This window comes from Paraconexibacter antarcticus, assembly GCF_024220175.1.
In the GTDB taxonomy this organism is placed as follows: Bacteria; Actinomycetota; Thermoleophilia; order Solirubrobacterales; family Solirubrobacteraceae; genus Paraconexibacter; species Paraconexibacter antarcticus.
Genome location: NZ_CP098502.1, coordinates 3,803,607 through 3,819,040 on the forward strand (window position 1 = coordinate 3,803,607; position 15,434 = coordinate 3,819,040).

Below are 15,434 nucleotides of genomic sequence, written 5' to 3' on the forward strand. Positions count from 1 at the left end.
GAGCTCGTGGTGATCGTCGTGGGTGCCTCGTCGCTGGGTGCCGAGATCGCCGCCGCTCGGCTCATGGCGCCCTGGTTCGGCGCCTCGACGATCGTGTGGGCGAATACCATCGCCACGGTCCTCGTCTCGCTCAGCGCCGGCTACCTCGTCGGAGGGCGTTTTGCCGACCGGGACCCCACTCCTGAGGGACTCTCCAAGCTCGTTCTGCTCGCCGCCGTGCTCCTGGCGATCGTGCCGTTCGTCTCTGGACCGTTCCTGCGGACGAGTGTCAGCGCTCTTGACAACGTCAGCGCCGGGGCTTTCGTCGGCTCGTTGCTCGGAGTGCTGGTGCTCATCGCTGCCCCGATCATGCTGCTAGGTGCTGTCTCGCCGTATGCGATCCGTCTCCGCGTGACGACGGTCCGCGACGCGGGTGCCGTAGCGGGACGCCTCTACGCCCTGTCGACGCTCGGCTCCCTTGCCGGGGTGTTTCTGGCGGCGTTGGTGCTCGTGCCTTTTCTCGGCACCCGCCGCACCTTCCTATGCTTCGCCGCCGCACTGGCACTGGTCGGTGCTCTTGGTCTGCGCCGACTCGCTGTCGCCGTCGTCCCTTTGCTCCTCGTCGGGCTGATCGCGGTACCGGTCGGCACGATCAAGACGTCGAGCACCGGCCGGGTCATCTGGGAGCGCGAAAGCGAATACCAGTACGCGCGGGTCGTGCAGACGGACGACGGCCTGCGGCGCCTCGAGCTCAACGAGGGCCAGGCGGTTCATAGCGTGTACTCGCCCGGTGAGTGGTTGACCGGGAACTACTGGGACGAGATGCTCGTGCTGCCGTTCACCGTGCAGGCTGGGCGACCGCCGCGGTCAGTCGCGGTCCTCGGCAACGCTGCCGGCACCACCGCTCGTGCTTACAACCACTTCTTCCCGCAGACCATCGTCGACGGCGTGGAGATCGACCGCGCTCTGAGCGGGGTGGGCCGCAGGTTCTTCGGGCTTCGACCGTCGCCGCGCCTCCGCCTGCACACGGCCGATGCTCGGCCGTTCCTGCGACGGAACCGAGGCAAATGGGACCTGATCATCGTCGATGCCTACCGCCAGCCGTACGTCCCGTTCTACCTGTCCACCGTCGAGTTCTTTCGCCTCGTCAGCGACCGTCTCAACCCCGGCGGCTCGGTCATCGTCAACGTGGGCCACCCTGATGGCTCCGACGGCCTGGAGAAAGTCCTGTCCGCGACCCTGAGCCGCGTCTTCGGCTCGGTACTGCGTGACCCTTCCCAACCGGTCAACACCATGCTCCTGGCGAGTCATGCCGTGGCGTCCTCCGCGTTGTTGACGCGAGCCGCCCGGGCCCCGGGGACGCTCCCCCCGCCGTTGCGCCCGATCGCCCGCGCCACTTCGGCCCGCCTGGCCGCCAAGCTGGACGGTGGCCAGGTCTACACGGACGACGTGGCACCGGTCGAGTGGCTGGTCGACGCGTCGATCGTGCAGGTCGCCGCCGAGGGTCATCGCTGAGCATGTGGGCACCTTGCCTGGCATCACGACGGTCGGGACGCGGGCACCTGCCTCACGGGCCGCCGCCCTGCAGTGTCCGACGGCGCGTAGGAGACGCGGTAGGATCCCGCCGTGAACGGTTCCGCTGCTCTCCTCCCTCGCTCGCTGCAAGATGTTCGGACGAGTGTGGGAAGTCTGGCGTCTTGGCCGCTGCGTCGATGGGTCGTCGCTGCGCTCGCCGGTGCGGCTGCCGGGCTTGTCATAGGGGTGCCGACCGGGATCGTTCGCACGGAGTTCTACACGCGGATGACGCCGGTGACCTGGTGGGACTATCCGGTGTGGGCAGTCTCCGCGGTGCTCATCGGGCTCGTCGCCGCGACCTATGTTCGTGCTGGTGGATCGGCGACGACGTTGCCCGACCGCTCGGGTCGGACGCTTGGTGCGACGTTGCTTTCAGCGTTCGCGGTCGGGTGCCCCGTCTGCAACCAACTTGTCGTGGCGGTCGTCGGCGTCAGTGGTGCCCTCAGCTATTGGGCTCCTGTTCAGCCGGCTCTCGGGATGTTCAGCATCACGATGCTTCTCACCAGTTTGTACGTGCGCCTCCGCGGCTTGCTGTCTTGCCCTGAGCCCGCGCACGGTTGGTGATCATCGTCGAAGTACGCGAGCGAGGCCGACCCCTCCGTCCGGGTACCTTGGTTGGATGCTCAACACCATCTGCAAGGGCTGCGGCGTCACCTTGAGCGGCAAGGATGAGGACGCGCTGGTCACCGTCGTGCAGCAGCACGTCGCCGAGACGCACGCCGCCGGGCATCGCCCGTCGCGAGAGCAGGTGCTGGCGGTGATCCGCCAGCGAGGTGATAGCGCAAGCTGACGGGCTGGAAGACACAGATCAAGCCCGCCCAGGAGCTCAGCGCCGCTCAGCGTAGAGTTCAGGGTGCACCCGAAAGCTCTCCGCGCAGGCTGCCGAGCAGAAGTGCACTGCCTGGCCTTCGTGCTGCACGGAGGCTGGTGCCTCTGAGGGATCGACCGCCATGCGGCAGACGGGGTCGCGGTGCAGGCGGTCGGGGCCGCGGTCGACCTGCAGCCGGTAGAGCTCAACGGGAGCGGCGACGTTGCGCAGCGCGGTCGGGCCGAGAGAGGTAAGACCCTCACGCTCTCCGGCCGTGCAGGCGGCGGCGGTCGCGGCGGTCGTGAGCGCCTCGTCGGGTCCGGCCAGCGCGGCCACGCGGGCGGCGATGTTGACGGCCGCGCCGAACCAGTCGCCGGCGCGCTGGACGGCCGGGCCGGTGTGCAGGCCGACGCGGACGCTCAGCTGAGCGTGCCGGGCACCGAGCTCGCCGACCGCGCAGCGGGCCAGGCAGACGGCGCGGCTGGCGTCTGCGAGGTGCAGCAGGACCGCGTCGCCCATGGTCTTGACCTCGCGGGCTTCATGGGTGGGCAACATCGCTCGGACGTCGGCGATGAACGCCTCGGCGATGTCGGCGGCGTGATCGTCGCCGTGCGCTTCGGTCATGGCGGTGAAGCCGGCGAGGTCGCAGATGACGAAGGTGTGCTGCACGCCGACCATCAGCCTCAGGCGTGCGCGGGGTTGCCGTGCCCATGGCGCTCGTGGACGACGGCGTGACCCTTGCCGCGGCCGATGAGCCAGCGGTTGGCCGGGAAGGCGAAGGTGCCGGCGATGAGCAGCGAGCCAGAGAGGGCGGCGTAGAACCCGGGGTCGGTGGCGTGCTGATCCATGACGCCGGGGATCAGCAGCATCATCGTGTTGTCGATGACCTCCATGATCGCGATGGAGATGGTGTCCGAAGCGAGGGCCAGCGGCACGACGGCCGACAGCGCGAGGCCCGAGCGCAGTAGCGGCAGACTCGTCAGCAGGTAGCCGAAGAAGAAGGCCAGGCCGACGGCCAGCGCGACGGTGGCGAGGTTCGACCAGCCCAAGGCGGTGCCAATGATCATGCCAAGCACCTCGCCGATGGCGCAGCCGGTGAGGCAGTGGACGGTGGCGCTGAAGGCGAGGCGGTTGAGGCCTTGTGGGCTCTCAGCGTGGGCGTGTGTGGACATGGGGGATTCTCCTTCGGGGAAGGATGGGTGCGCGCAGCGACCCGAGGGGGGTTGGCGTCAGCGCTTCATCAGCCGCGCGACGGCGGCCATCATCTCGTCGGTGCGGTCGGTCTGCTTGTCCTGTGGGCCACCGAGGATGCAGTGACGAGCGTGCTCGTCGAGCAGACCAAGAGCGACCTTGTCCAGTGCGGCCTGAATCGCACTGATCTGAGTAAGGACGTCGATGCAGTAGCGGTCCTCCTCCACCATCCCCTGGATGCCGCGGACCTGACCCTCGATGCGACGCAGCCGAGTCTGCAGCTTGTCCTTCGTGGCGGAGTACCCGCGGGGTTCAGAGGTGGGAGTAGAGGCGGCCATATGGAGACCCTAGCAGTACCCCACGGGGGTATGCAAGCGCAAGCCTGCAGGGCAAGGTGGCACCGCTAGAGCGTCCGTTGGCCCGAGCGCGCACAGCCACGCATGGGCGGCTCGAGTCGCTTGAACGAATACCCCTTGTGGGTATACCGAAATGAGTGCTACGGTCGTCATATACCCCCACCCCGTACCCGAGGAGTTCTCCGCTCATGTCCGCCCCCTCCGTCTTCACCGTCTCCGGCATGACCTGCCAGCACTGCGTCGCCTCTGTGCGTGAGGAGGTCTCGGAGCTCGCCGGTGTCGAAGACGTCCAGGTCGACCTCGCTTCCGGCCAGCTCGTCGTCACCGGCAGCGCCGAGCCGAGCGCCGTGCGCGCGGCCGTCGCCGATGCCGGGTACGAGGTCGTCGGATGACCTCGGCGCCGGCGCGCTTGGCGGCCTTCGTCGCCCTGCTCGTCGCGGCCTTCGGGACCGCGGCGCTGCTCGGCGGCGCTGTCGACCCCAGCGGCGCGAGCACCGACTCGCCCGCACCCACCGAACAGCAGGCGTCGGGCCAGCACGACGCCATGGCCGGCGGGGGCGACCACACCAGTGCCGCCTCGAGCGAGCTCGAGACGGCGACCGGCGCCGAGGCCGTGCCTGGCCTGTCGGTGGTAGAGGCGGGCCTGCGCCTCGTGCTTCTCAGCGACCGCACCGCCGCGGCCGGCCGTACCACGGTCGCCTGTAAGATCGTGAGGGAGGACGGCGCGCCGGTCCGCGCGTTCGACGTCGAGCACGCCAAGCGAATGCACCTCATCGTCGTCCGCCGTGACCTTCGTGGCTTCCAGCACCTGCACCCGGTGATGGACGCAGCGGGGACCTGGCGAGCCAAGGTCGACCTGCCCCGCCCCGGCACCTACCGGGTCTTCGCCGACTTCCGCACCGCCGACGGCAAGCGCACGCTGGGCGCCGACCTGCACGTCCCCGGTGACTTCCGGCCCGAGCCCATTCCGGCGCCCGCCGCTGTGGCGCAGACCGACAGCGGCCTGCAGGTCACGCTGCGCCGTGACGGTGACCAGTTCGCGTTCTCCGTCCGCCGCGGTGGCCGCTCGGTCGACGCCGAGCTGCAGCCCTACCTTGGCGCCAAGGGTCACCTGGTGACGCTGCGGGCCGGCGATCTGGCGTACCTGCACACCCACCCTCACGGCGACCAGTTGGCCTTCGAGGCCGAACTGCCTTCCGCAGGTATGTACCGGCTGTGGGTGCAGTTCCGCCTCGACGGCCGCGTCCACACCGCTGCTTTCACCCAGGAGTCAACGACATGACGACCACCACCGATCAGGTCGAGCTTCCCATCACCGGGATGACCTGCGCCTCGTGCGCGAACCGCATCGAGCGCAAGCTCAACAAGCTCGACGGCGTGCAGGCCACCGTGAACTACGCCACCGAAAAGGCGGCCGTCACCTACGACCCCGAGACGGTGACGCCCGACGAACTGCTGGACACCGTGCGGGCCGCCGGGTATGACGCCACGCTGCCCGCCGCGCCCGGTGAGGCCGATGACACGCCCGCCGAGGACGCCTCAGTTCGCCAGCTGCGCGACCTGCGCACCCGCTTGACGGTCAGCGCCATCCTGTCCCTGCCAGTTCTCCTCCTGTCGATGATCCCGGCGCTGCAGTTCGACAACTGGCAGTGGCTGGCGTGGAACCTCGCCACCCCCGTCGTCCTGTGGGCCGGCTGGCCATTCCACCGGGCCGCATGGGCCAACGCCCGGCACGCCACGGCGACAATGGACACGCTCATTTCCGTCGGCACCCTCGCCGCTTGGACCTGGTCGGTCGTCGCGCTCTTCCTGGGTGACGCGGGCATGACCGGCATGACGATGGGCTTTGACCTCATCCCGGACCGCTCCGCGTCGCTTGACCACGTGTACTTCGAGGTCGCCGGCGTTGTCATCACCTTCATCCTCGCCGGCCGCTACTTCGAGGCCCGCGCCAAGCGGCGCGCAGGCGCCGCCCTCGAGGCGCTCCTCGCGCTCGGCGCCAAGGACGTCGCCGTCCTCGGCGAGGACGACACCGAGCGCCGCATCCCCGTCGAGCAGCTCACCGCCGGCATGCGCTTCGTGGTGCGGCCCGGCGAGAAGGTCGCCACCGACGGCGTCGTGGAGACCGGCACCAGCGCCGTGGACCAGTCGCTGCTGACGGGCGAATCGATCCCGGTCGAAAAGCACCCGGGCGACCAGGTCGTCGGAGCGACGGTCAACGTCGGCGGCCGGCTCGTTGTCCGCGCCACAAAGGTCGGCGCTGACACCGCCCTGGCCCAGATCGCCAAGCTCGTCACCGACGCGCAGACCGGCAAGGCCCCGGTGCAGCGGCTCGCCGACCGCATCTCCGGGATCTTCGTCCCCGTCGTCCTCGTCATCGCCGCCGCCACCCTGGGCTTCTGGCTCGGCGCCGGCGAGTCGTCAGCCTTCGCCTTCACCGCCGCCGTCGCCGTCCTCATCATCGCGTGCCCCTGCGCGCTCGGCCTCGCGACCCCGACCGCCCTGCTTGTCGGCACCGGCCGCGGCGCCCAGCTCGGCCTGCTCATCAAGGGACCGGAGGTGCTCGAGTCCACCCGCAGGGTCGACACCATCGTGCTCGACAAGACCGGCACCGTGACGACCGGCAAGATGGTCCTCGTCGACGCCCACGTCGCCGACGGCGAGAGCCGCGAAGAGGTGCTGCGGCTCGCCGGCGCGCTCGAAGCCGCCAGCGAACATCCCGTCGCGCGGGCCATCGCCGCCGGCGCCCAGGCCGAGGCCGGCGCCCTGCCGCAGGTCGAGGGCTTCACCAACCGCGAGGGCCTCGGCGTGGAGGGCGTGGTCGACGGCCACGGCGTCATGGTCGGCCGCGAGGACCTGCTCGCCGAATTGGCCGTCGCTCTCGACGGGCCGCTCGCCGAGGCGAAGACCGCCGCCGAACGCAAGGGCCGGACCGCCGTGGTCGTCGCCTGGGACGGACTCGCCCGCGCGGTCCTCGTCGTCGCCGACACGCCCAAGGAGACCTCCCCTGAGGCGATCCGCCGCCTGAAGGCGCTCGGCCTGCGGACCGTGCTGCTCACCGGTGACAATCGGCCGACCGCCGAAGCCATCGCTGCGCAGGTCGGTATCGACGAGGTGATCGCCGAGGTGCTGCCCTCAGGCAAGGTCGACGTGATCAAGCGCCTGCAGGCCGAGGGCCGCGTCGTCGCCATGGTCGGCGACGGCGTCAACGACGCGCCGGCCCTCGCCCAGGCCGACCTCGGTCTGGCCATCGGCACCGGCACCGACGTCGCCATCGAGGCCAGCGACCTGACGCTCGTCTCCGGCGACCTGCGGGCCGCCACCGACGCGATCCGCCTCGCCCGCCGGACCCTGAAGACGATCAAGGTCAACCTGTTCTGGGCCTTTGCCTACAACGCCGCGCTCATCCCGGCCGCCGCGCTCGGCTACCTCAACCCGGTTCTCGCCGGCGCGGCGATGGCCGCCAGCTCAGTGCTCGTCGTCTCCAACTCGCTGCGGCTGCGCACCTTCCGCCCGCAGCGCGACGCTACCTTCGCCTGAGCAGGGCGGGCGCTCACCCGCGAGTCGCCTGAAGCGATGTTATGATCCTACGCGCAGTAGGAAACGCCGAGTCCCGGGCCACCTAACCCGGGAGCGGGGGAACCATGTTGTTGGGGCGAATGGACACCAGGTCGGTGTCCTAGCGCGCGACCTCTCGCGCGCGAGCCCGTCAGCTCACCCCGCAGGCTGAAAAGCAGAGGACCTGGATGAACAACGGAGACGTGGTACGGCGAGCCGTGGTGACCGCCGCGGGGATCATCGGGCTCGCCACGAGTGCCGGGCCGGCACAGGCGGCCAATCCCGGCGGCTTTGGCACCCCCGAGAAGCCACGGGTCGCGCGGCTGTCGTGTAGCCCCGACACCGACATCTGCCGGCAGGGCGAGGTGCTCACCGTCACCGGATCAGCGCTTTCTGAGGTGACCCGCGTCGTGTTCCTCGGTCGCGACGGACGTCGCGATGATGCCGTTGCCGCCGCGAAGACTGACGGCGACAGCGAGGTCACCGTCACCGTCCCGGCGAACGCTCACAGCGGGAGGGTTCGCGTTGTCGCCCGCGATCTCAGCGCCAACGGCCCGAAGCTGAAGGTCCGTGTCCCCCGGGGCGGCACGATGGTCGCAGCCTCCGGTAACGAGGCAGCTGCTGCGAGCATCGCCGACGGCGTCTTTCCGATCAAGGGGAAGCATGACCTCGGTCAGACCGCCACGAACAACTTCGGCGGCCCGCGCGATCACAAAGGTCAAGACTTGTTCGCCGCCTGCGGCACTCCGATGGTCGCCGCGCTCGGCGGCACCGTGACCATGGCCAAGTTCGAATCTCGAGCAGGCAACTACGCCGTCATCACCGATCGCAGCGGCCAGAGCGAGGTGTACATGCACATGCGTGCGCCGGCGCTCGTCAGCACCGGTCAGCGCGTAGAGACGGGGCAGCCGATCGGCGAGGTCGGTGACACCGGAGACGCCAACGGCTGCCATCTGCATTTCGAGTTGTGGACGGCGCCGGGCTGGTACAGCGGCGGTCACGCCATCGATCCCCTGCCGGCGCTGCGGCGCTGGGACGCCCGTGCCGCTGACAGCTGAGCGACGTCACGCTAAGAGAACAGCCTGCGCTCGCCAGCATCCGGGCGCCGGCTGATCCGCCGGTAGAGCAGCAGCAAGACAAGCGCAGTGAGCAAGGCGGCGATGAAGCTCTCCGGCCGAAAGGCGTGGAACTCGTGCTCACCACTGATCGCATGGACGATCGGGGCGCCAATGACCATGCCGACGACGCCGCACGCCGCAGCGACGACGATTCCGGGGCGCGGTACTCGAAGCAACCAGCGGGCGCTGAGACCTGCGATCAGCGCTATCGCCAGACCGGCCAACACGGCTGCACCATGACCGATCCGCCGCGGCGCATCCACCGCGCACAAGATCGTCCATTTGCTGCGGTCACCACCCGCCGCTCTACGTACGCCGGCAGGTGGGACAAGCCGGCGGCGCGACCTGTGCCGGTAGCGTCAGCGCCAGCTCCCCGCGCTTCACGCTTCCGCGGTCTCGGCCGGACGCCTCGCCAGTTGGCCGAACGCCACGAGCAGGGCGGCGATTCCCCCATAAAGCGCCGCCCCCACCGCCCACTTCACCGCCTCCCCGCGCGCTCGGCTCGGCCGGTACGCCACCCGGCTCAACGAATACCGCCGATCGCTCTCAACGTCCACCGGTATCCAGCTTTCCAGCCCACCAGGTCGTGTTGCGGCCTGCACATAGACAAACCACCGACCGGCCGCGGGAAGTCCCTCTCTGCCAAGGTGACGTGAGACAGGTTCTACCGTTGTATTTACTGAGCCTGAGGGCGAGAACGGACGTGCGTTGTGTCGCAGTTCTCTGCAGGGATGAAGGACGAGCTGGAGGGTTCCGCCGGCGGTGTGCCGGAGGGAGCCGAAGGCGAGCGTAGGCACATCGCCGGCGGCGCGTCGTCGCTGGTGGGGGTCCCGGATCCCGAGCTCGTGCCGCGGGCGACGCGCCGCAGGTTCACCGCGGCGTACAAGCTGAAGATCGTGCTCGCCGCCGAGGCGTGCACCAAGCCCGGCGAGATCGGCGAGGTGCTGCGCCGCGAGGGCTTGTACTCCTCGCTGCTGACGGAGTGGCGGCGGGCCCGCGACAGCGGCGCGCTCGGGGCGCTGGAGCCTCGCCAGCGTGGCCCCAAGCCGCCGAGCGCCGAGCGGATGGAGAACGCGGCGCTGCGTCGCCAGCTGGAGCGCTCGCAGGCCGATCTGGTGACGGCGCGTCGGGTGATCGAGGTGCAGGGAAACGTCTCCGCGCTCTTGGAAGAACTGCTGGCCAAGAGCGCGCCGGAGACCGACGAGCAGCCGCCGCGATCATGATCGATCAGGCCGTCATTGAGATCGAGCCGCTGGTCGGCATCCTGCCCGCGTGCCGCGCCCTCGGCGCGTCCAGGGCGTCGTTGTATCGCCGACGCAGCCCGCCGCCCGCGCGCGCGTCAGTGCCGCGCAGGCGGCCCGGCCGGGCGCTGTCGGATGAGGAGCGTGCCGCGGTGCTCGAGCAGTTGCACAGCCCGCGCTTTCAGGACGCCTCCCCTGCCGAGGTCTGGGCGACGCTGCTGGATGAGGGGATCTACCTTGCGTCGCAGCGCACGATGTACCGGATCCTCGCCGCCGAGTACGGCGGCGTCACCGAGCGCCGCGCGCAGCTGACCCATCCGCCCTACGCCGCACCGGAACTGCTCGCCGAGCGGCCGAACGAGATTTGGTCCTGGGACATCTCGAAGTTGAAGGGTCCGGCGAAGTGGACCTACTACTACCTCTACGTCATTCTCGACGTCTACAGCCGCTACGCCGTCGGCTGGACGGTGCAGCACCGCGAGAACGCGCACCTGGCCAAGGCGCTGATCGGCCAGGCGTGCGAGCAACAGAACATCGTCCGTGGCCAGTTGACGGTGCACGCCGACCGCGGCCCGGCGATGACGTCCAAGCCCGTCGCGTTCCTCCTCGCCGACCTCGGCGTCCTGCGCTCGCATAACCGGCCGTACACGTCGACGGACAACCCGTACTCCGAGTCACAGTTCAAGACGATGAAGTACCGGCCCGGGTTCCCCGCACGGTTCGACCACATCGACCACGCCCGCGCCTTCTGCCGCGACTTCTTCGGCTGGTACCACCACGCTCACCGCCACGCCGGCATCGGCCTGATGACCCCACACGACGTCCACCACGGCCACGCTCCGGCCGTCCACGCCGCCCGCACCACCGTCCTCGACGCGGCCTACGCCGCCACGCCCGAACGCTTCGTCCGGCACCCGCCCCGACCGCCCGCGCTGCCGACCGCCGCCTACATCAACAAGCCCAAGCCCGAGGAGCCCGCCGCTCACTAAATTCGCCCCGACACTGTCTCATCCGGCTTGACAGGTTCCGAGTCTCAGCGTCGCGTGCCGGCTACACCCCCCGGCCATCAGCGACGTCGACCTCGTCTGCCCGCCGCGGCGCGCGACCAACCGCCCCGGCACGCCGTGGCACAGCGCCCGAGTGTCCACATCCACGGCAATCACGTGACCGCGGAGCTCGGCCCGCCAGCGAACCGTGCCCGCAGGAGTGCCCTGCCCCGGATCATGCGCAGACGCGCTCCCGGTGATCGCGGCAAAGATCACCACTGCCACGCTCACGAGCCTCCCAACAGCGGGCATCCGCGGCTTCCGCCACGCCGCGAGCGCCAGCCCGGCCATCGACGCCAGCCAGCTGAGCGGGAGCGCCATCGCGGCGCCCGGCACGTCACGGCCGAGATGATTGAAGCGCTGACGCACCGGGACGACGAACGCCATCGTCAAGATGCTGATCGCCGTGGCTGTCCTCATCGTGTTCCAACCACGTCTGGCCGCGAGATCAACGGCTGGTCCGATCACCATCAGCAACGGCAACGCCGGTGAGCGAAAGCCGACGGCGGTCACCGCAAGGCTCACGAGCAGGAAGAACATCGCGTGGCCGCCGGCTGCGACCGTCGCCGCTGACTTGGCCGGCCACGCGGTCCGGACCAGCCCAAGCGTGATGGACGCCGCGAAGGCGAAGGCGACCGGATACCACACGGGCGCGAACTGCGGCACGTCGGTTTCGTACTCGGCGACGGTGAACATTCCCGCAGCGACCACGAGAGATGCTGCGCACGCGGTCATCGCCGTGCCCGCGCGTGTGCCGTCGCGCGACTGCAGCAGCATCGCAAACGCCAAGCCCATCGCACCGACGATGCCTAGCATGTGCGGAGGACTCCACAGCACCGCATCGCGCCCGAACGCCACATGCCAGACGTTGTCGATCGGAGCGGAGACCATCGTCGCGGCCAACGCAACAGCAGCGAGCCGGAGCGAGCGGTCAGCGAGAGCTTGATGCCAGCCGTCCCGTCTGGCTCGTTGAAACGCGATGCCCGCGAGGGCAGACCCCGCTGACGCGATCCCCGCGTAGATGGCGAGATGCGGCGCGATGAAGAAGCTGTCCCGACCGCGTTCGGTGTGCCACGCGTCATCCCAGTAGCCGCCGGCGAGAGCAACCGCGGCGGCCAGCAGAAAGCTGGCTTGCATGACTCGCAGGACGACTGCGAATGATTGATCCATGATGCGGTATTGCAACATAGATGTTGCATTTGTGCAACCCCGACGCTATAAGCTCTTCGAGATGAACGGCGGGTTGACCACGGCTCTGCTCGATGGCGCGCGCGACGCGTTCGCCCGTCACGGGTACGCGCGCTGCACTCTCGAACAGATTGCTGCAGCCGCCGGCGTCTCACGCGTGACCCTGCACCGGCGGGGGATCAGCAAGCGCGTGCTGCTCGCCGCCTTGGCCGAACGGGCGACCACCGACTATCAGGCCGCGATGTGGCCGGTGCTCATCAGCAACCAAGCACCCCCCGAGCGCCTACATCGCGCGATCGACGTGCTCATCGAGCAGGCGGAACGACATATGGCCGTGCTTGTCGCGCTCGGTGCGCAGAGCGACGAGATCTTCCACGAGCCGGGCGACCACGTGGACACCACGCGATCGGTCTTCACCGAACCGCTCGAGCGCATCCTGGATGACGGTCGCGCCGACGGGTCGCTGCGAGCCGAGGATCCGGCTGAGGTCGCCACGGCGTTGTTCAACACCGTCGGCTGGTCATACATCCACCTGCGCACCGGTCACCGCTGGGGCCCCGATCGGGCGGCTGCCAGCGTCCGCGAGACGGTCCTGCATGGCGTTCTACGTACCGTCCGCGATTGATCTCCGTCCGGCAGGGCTACCGAGCGACGCCCGCCCACAGCCCCTGACCACGGCGCCCAGTCAGGGTGTGTGGCCCGTCGGCGCGCGGCGCTTCTACAGCCCCGGCGGATGGGAGACGCCGTACCCGCTCGTCGAGCGTGAGGACGCGTGCCAACGGCTGCCGTCCTTGTCAACGCCGGACGTGTCGAAGCGCAGCCCGGCCACCACCATGTACGCGTGCCCCGTGTTGCCGTACAGCGTCACCCACTGCCCCGGGCCTGGGTCACCCCACGAGGGGAAGTCGCTTGAGACCAGCGGGTTCTCCAGCAAGTCACCTCCCCACAAGACGTAGCTCATGCTCCCGGAGCAGTCATAACCTCTGTCGTTCGGGAAGTTCGCGTGTCCGCCGCCATAGATGTACGGGGTCTTCGCGATCTTGTTGCCGGCGGCGATCATCCGCTTGACGACATCCGGGGCGTCGGCCGGGGCGATCGCCAGGCCGTCGCTGCCGACGGTTGCGGTGATGCCCCGCCCGAGCGTCGGTGGCGTGGCACCAACTCGGGCGCCGCCGCCGGCCCGGACCAGCCCGCGCAGCACGTCGATGTCCGCCCGATCAACGAGTTCGTCGACGGCCAGCGTGTTGGCCGCTTCGAAGGCTTTGAGCGCGGTGAGCGTTCCGTCGCCGAACTCGCCGTCCACGGTGGCGGTGAAGCCGGCACGACCGAGGAAGTCCTGCAGCACCTTCACGTCGTGGCCGCTCATCCCTGGGCGCAGCGGGATGCGATCTCCGAGGCTCTTGGCGCTCGACGAGCCGGTGGCGGAGCCGGACCCGCCGTATCGCGCTGCGCCGCCGCTTGGTGCGGCACTGCGTAGCGCGGCGATCGTCTTCTTGCCCGCGGCACCGGAGGCTTCCAGCCCGGCTGCCTTCTGGAAGCGCCGGACCGCCTGCCGGGTCGCGTCCCCAAAACGGCCGTCGACCGCTGTCTCGACCCCGGCCTGAACCAGCAGCTGCTGCAGCTGCGTCACGTCCGCGCCACGATCCCCGACACGAAGCGATCGCTGTCCGAGCCGCGACGCGGCCTGCGCCGACGGGATGACAAGGACCGCGGGCCCGACGGCCGCCGCGATCGCTGCCACACAGAGGGCCCTCATCACACGTGCGGCGAGCGTCCGTCGCGCGCGGCTTTCCAGTTCCCGCATCGATGATGGCACGTCCGCAACCCTCTTTCGTTGGCCTACGGGGTTAGCTGACGGACTCGGGCAGAAAGACATGCCCTACCCCACACGTAGTGGTGATTCGCCCCACGGCCAACTCCGTCGCAGCGGACCTGACCGAATGGTTCCCCCGATCCACACACCCCAGAGGGTTGGCGGATTCGGCATTTACTCTGACGAGATGTAGGAGGTTAGCGAATCGTGCACGATCCGGTGCACGGAGCTGTCAGCTGCTCGCGCCGCAGCCCAAAAGGCTGGTCGTCGCCGCTCAGCGACCGGACGGGGCCGCCGGCATCGTCATGCCCGGCATCGCGCCCCCCGACGTGCCTTGCCCAGTCGAGGTCCGTGGCATCGACATACCCGGCACGGGTCCTTTGTCCGAACTCGAGAGCATCGGAACGAGCGAGGCCACGACGACTGCGACGAAGACGAGAGCGAGCGCGAGCGTCGCGTATCTCATCACTCGCCGCTGACCAGCACCGTCCGGCGCGTCGGGCGGCCCCGTCTCGGCAATCGAGGGTTCGTCCATGCGACGAGAATACCTACTCTATGTAGGAGCCACGGAACCGTCATCCGTTCGTACCGTCAGCAGGTGCGCGCGCCGGCCGTCAGGTACTGACGCTCTGCATCCGTCGTTGCGAAGTTTGACGCTCTGTAGGAGTTCGGTCTACGGTGAAGCCATGCGCCGCCTCGGGCTTCTCGTGGCGGGCGTGGTTCTGCCTGTCCTGCTGTGGTCACTGCTTCCGGTGCCTTCCACCGCCACGTCGACCCCGCCCAGCCTCACCGCTGTCCAGCGCCGCCTTCAAGCGGCCGAGCAACAGCTATCGCGGCGTCGTGGTCGGGAGCAACTACTCACCACGCAACTAGCAGGCCTGACGTCCCGAGTCCGTCGGTTACAGGGCCATGTCGGCAGGCTCTCCCAGCGTGAGCACGTTGTGCAGGTCGAGCTTGACCGCAAGCAGGCGGCCCTCGCCGCGACCCAGCGCTCGCTGCGCCGCCAGCGGGCGAGGCGGACCCGCCTTCGGTCACGGCTGCGCGTCGTCCGTCGCTCCCTGGCGCAGCGACTGGTCGAGCTCTACGAGGCCGATCGCCCGGACCTGATCACCGTGGTCTTGAACTCGACCGGGTTCGCAGATCTGTTGGAGCGGATGGACTTTCTCAGTCTCGTCGCTGACCAAGACCGCGGGATCACGATCAAGGTGCGTAGAGCGCACGAGGAAGCGGCCGCTCTGGCGCACACACTCTCGGGCCTTGAGGTCCGTCAGCACACGCTCACGAACGTCGTCCTCGCCCGACGCGACAGCATCGCACGCGCACGTCGCAGACTCTTGCTGGCTCGAGACACCCTCGACGGTGCCAGAACGGCCAAGCGCGACGCACTGGCCGGCGTGCGTGTCTCGCGTGACCACGTCCAGCGTGAAGTCAGCGACCTACGTACCGCACAAGCGAGAATCCAACGCACGCTCCGCCGCGCCCAGGCAACGAATTTCAGCGCACCTTCCGCGCTTCCCGCCGGCCCCGTCCGGGGGTCCGGCGGCGGACCCATGATCTGAGC

General features: G+C 69.2%; 16 protein-coding genes and 2 riboswitches. Of the genes, 10 read left to right on the forward strand and 6 right to left on the reverse strand.

The window, feature by feature from the left end:
- Nucleotides 1-6 precede the first annotated feature (6 nt).
- The 3 genes from NBH00_RS18560 (at nt 7) to NBH00_RS18570 (ending at nt 2,344) form a co-directional block, all read left to right on the forward strand.
- Nucleotides 7-1,494 carry a spermidine synthase gene (locus NBH00_RS18560; RefSeq protein WP_254570072.1) on the forward strand — a complete coding sequence of 496 codons (1,488 nt, stop codon included), beginning with the start codon at nt 7-9 and terminating at the stop codon, nt 1,492-1,494.
- A 246-nt stretch (nt 1,495-1,740) separates the two neighbouring features.
- Nucleotides 1,741-2,118, forward strand: coding sequence for a hypothetical protein (locus NBH00_RS18565; RefSeq protein WP_254570073.1), 378 nt, complete (start codon nt 1,741-1,743; stop codon nt 2,116-2,118).
- Between the two features lie 55 nt (nt 2,119-2,173).
- Entirely contained in the window at nt 2,174-2,344 is a 171-nt protein-coding gene (locus NBH00_RS18570; RefSeq protein ID WP_254570074.1) for a DUF1059 domain-containing protein, read from the forward strand.
- 36 nt (nt 2,345-2,380) lie between these two features.
- Here the strand turns inward: NBH00_RS18570 and NBH00_RS18575 are convergent, their stop codons facing one another.
- The 3 genes from NBH00_RS18575 to NBH00_RS18585 are packed head-to-tail and all read right to left on the reverse strand — an operon-like array spanning nt 2,381 to nt 3,891.
- Nucleotides 2,381-3,031, reverse strand: coding sequence for a YHS domain-containing protein (locus NBH00_RS18575; protein WP_254570075.1), 651 nt, complete (start codon nt 3,029-3,031; stop codon nt 2,381-2,383).
- A gap of 14 nt (nt 3,032-3,045) precedes the next feature.
- Nucleotides 3,046-3,534 carry a DUF4396 domain-containing protein gene (locus NBH00_RS18580; RefSeq protein ID WP_254570076.1) on the reverse strand — a complete coding sequence of 163 codons (489 nt, stop codon included), beginning with the start codon at nt 3,532-3,534 and terminating at the stop codon, nt 3,046-3,048.
- Between the two features lie 57 nt (nt 3,535-3,591).
- On the reverse strand, nt 3,592-3,891 hold the full coding sequence (locus NBH00_RS18585) for a metal-sensitive transcriptional regulator (RefSeq protein WP_254570077.1): 300 nt from the start codon (nt 3,889-3,891) through the stop codon (nt 3,592-3,594).
- A gap of 206 nt (nt 3,892-4,097) precedes the next feature.
- On the opposite strand from NBH00_RS18585, the gene NBH00_RS18590 reads away from it, so the two are divergent.
- The 4 genes from NBH00_RS18590 to NBH00_RS18605 all read left to right on the forward strand — a co-directional run bounded on the left by NBH00_RS18590 (nt 4,098) and on the right by NBH00_RS18605 (nt 8,525).
- Nucleotides 4,098-4,301 carry a heavy-metal-associated domain-containing protein gene (locus tag NBH00_RS18590; protein WP_254570078.1) on the forward strand — a complete coding sequence of 68 codons (204 nt, stop codon included), beginning with the start codon at nt 4,098-4,100 and terminating at the stop codon, nt 4,299-4,301.
- A complete protein-coding gene (locus NBH00_RS18595; protein ID WP_254570079.1) occupies nt 4,298-5,191 on the forward strand; it encodes a DUF8832 domain-containing protein in 894 nt (297 codons plus the stop codon). The genes NBH00_RS18590 and NBH00_RS18595 overlap by 4 nt, the downstream gene beginning before the upstream one ends.
- Nucleotides 5,188-7,449, forward strand: a complete 2,262-nt coding sequence (locus NBH00_RS18600) for a heavy metal translocating P-type ATPase (RefSeq protein WP_254570080.1) — start codon at nt 5,188-5,190, stop codon at nt 7,447-7,449. Before NBH00_RS18595 ends, NBH00_RS18600 begins: the two co-directional genes overlap by 4 nt.
- A 54-nt stretch (nt 7,450-7,503) precedes the next feature.
- A riboswitch (cyclic di-AMP (ydaO/yuaA leader) is annotated at nt 7,504-7,653 on the forward strand.
- Nucleotides 7,654-7,655: 2 nt separating this feature from the next.
- Nucleotides 7,656-8,525, forward strand: coding sequence for a M23 family metallopeptidase (locus NBH00_RS18605; protein WP_254570081.1), 870 nt, complete (start codon nt 7,656-7,658; stop codon nt 8,523-8,525).
- Nucleotides 8,526-8,536: 11 nt separating this feature from the next.
- On the opposite strand, the gene NBH00_RS18610 is transcribed toward NBH00_RS18605, so the two are convergent.
- Nucleotides 8,537-8,848: a GlsB/YeaQ/YmgE family stress response membrane protein gene (locus NBH00_RS18610; protein WP_254570082.1), complete on the reverse strand. Its 312-nt coding sequence runs from the start codon at nt 8,846-8,848 to the stop codon at nt 8,537-8,539.
- 534 nt (nt 8,849-9,382) lie between these two features.
- Here NBH00_RS18610 and NBH00_RS18615 point away from each other — a divergent pair.
- A protein-coding gene (locus NBH00_RS18615) for an IS3 family transposase (protein ID WP_254573690.1) occupies nt 9,383-10,815 on the forward strand; the annotation gives its coding sequence in 2 pieces (ribosomal slippage) (nt 9,383-9,731 and nt 9,731-10,815; 1,434 coding nt in all).
- Nucleotides 10,816-10,833: 18 nt separating this feature from the next.
- On the opposite strand, the gene NBH00_RS18620 is transcribed toward NBH00_RS18615, so the two are convergent.
- Nucleotides 10,834-12,009 carry a hypothetical protein gene (locus tag NBH00_RS18620; RefSeq protein ID WP_254570083.1) on the reverse strand — a complete coding sequence of 392 codons (1,176 nt, stop codon included), beginning with the start codon at nt 12,007-12,009 and terminating at the stop codon, nt 10,834-10,836.
- Nucleotides 12,010-12,103: 94 nt separating this feature from the next.
- Here NBH00_RS18620 and NBH00_RS18625 point away from each other — a divergent pair, with 94 nt between their 5' ends.
- Nucleotides 12,104-12,685, forward strand: coding sequence for a TetR/AcrR family transcriptional regulator (locus NBH00_RS18625; protein ID WP_254570084.1), 582 nt, complete (start codon nt 12,104-12,106; stop codon nt 12,683-12,685).
- 93 nt (nt 12,686-12,778) lie between these two features.
- Here the strand turns inward: NBH00_RS18625 and NBH00_RS18630 are convergent, their stop codons facing one another.
- Entirely contained in the window at nt 12,779-13,690 is a 912-nt protein-coding gene (locus tag NBH00_RS18630) for a peptidoglycan-binding domain-containing protein (RefSeq protein ID WP_254570085.1), read from the reverse strand.
- A gap of 191 nt (nt 13,691-13,881) precedes the next feature.
- A riboswitch (cyclic di-AMP (ydaO/yuaA leader) is annotated at nt 13,882-14,056 on the reverse strand.
- 503 nt (nt 14,057-14,559) lie between these two features.
- Between NBH00_RS18630 and NBH00_RS18635 the strand changes: the two genes are divergently transcribed.
- The gene (locus NBH00_RS18635; protein WP_254570086.1) at nt 14,560-15,432 is read left to right on the forward strand and encodes a hypothetical protein; all 873 of its coding nucleotides are present in this window, start codon (nt 14,560-14,562) and stop codon (nt 15,430-15,432) included.
- Nucleotides 15,433-15,434: the final 2 nt, after the last annotated feature.

What these genes read in the sequence shown, in the direction of transcription:
- NBH00_RS18570 (WP_254570074.1), top strand. Translation starts at nt 2,174, where the DNA reads ATGCTCAACACCATCTGCAAGGGCTGCGGCGTCACCTTGAGCGGCAAG.
- NBH00_RS18580 (WP_254570076.1), bottom strand. Translation starts at nt 3,534, where the DNA reads ATGTCCACACACGCCCACGCTGAGAGCCCACAAGGCCTCAACCGCCTC.
- NBH00_RS18585 (WP_254570077.1), bottom strand. Translation starts at nt 3,891, where the DNA reads ATGGCCGCCTCTACTCCCACCTCTGAACCCCGCGGGTACTCCGCCACG.
- NBH00_RS18590 (WP_254570078.1), top strand. Translation starts at nt 4,098, where the DNA reads ATGTCCGCCCCCTCCGTCTTCACCGTCTCCGGCATGACCTGCCAGCAC.
- NBH00_RS18595 (WP_254570079.1), top strand. Translation starts at nt 4,298, where the DNA reads ATGACCTCGGCGCCGGCGCGCTTGGCGGCCTTCGTCGCCCTGCTCGTC.
- NBH00_RS18600 (WP_254570080.1), top strand. Translation starts at nt 5,188, where the DNA reads ATGACGACCACCACCGATCAGGTCGAGCTTCCCATCACCGGGATGACC.
- NBH00_RS18605 (WP_254570081.1), top strand. Translation starts at nt 7,656, where the DNA reads ATGAACAACGGAGACGTGGTACGGCGAGCCGTGGTGACCGCCGCGGGG.
- NBH00_RS18620 (WP_254570083.1), bottom strand. Translation starts at nt 12,009, where the DNA reads ATGCAAGCCAGCTTTCTGCTGGCCGCCGCGGTTGCTCTCGCCGGCGGC.
- NBH00_RS18625 (WP_254570084.1), top strand. Translation starts at nt 12,104, where the DNA reads ATGAACGGCGGGTTGACCACGGCTCTGCTCGATGGCGCGCGCGACGCG.
- NBH00_RS18635 (WP_254570086.1), top strand. Translation starts at nt 14,560, where the DNA reads ATGCGCCGCCTCGGGCTTCTCGTGGCGGGCGTGGTTCTGCCTGTCCTG.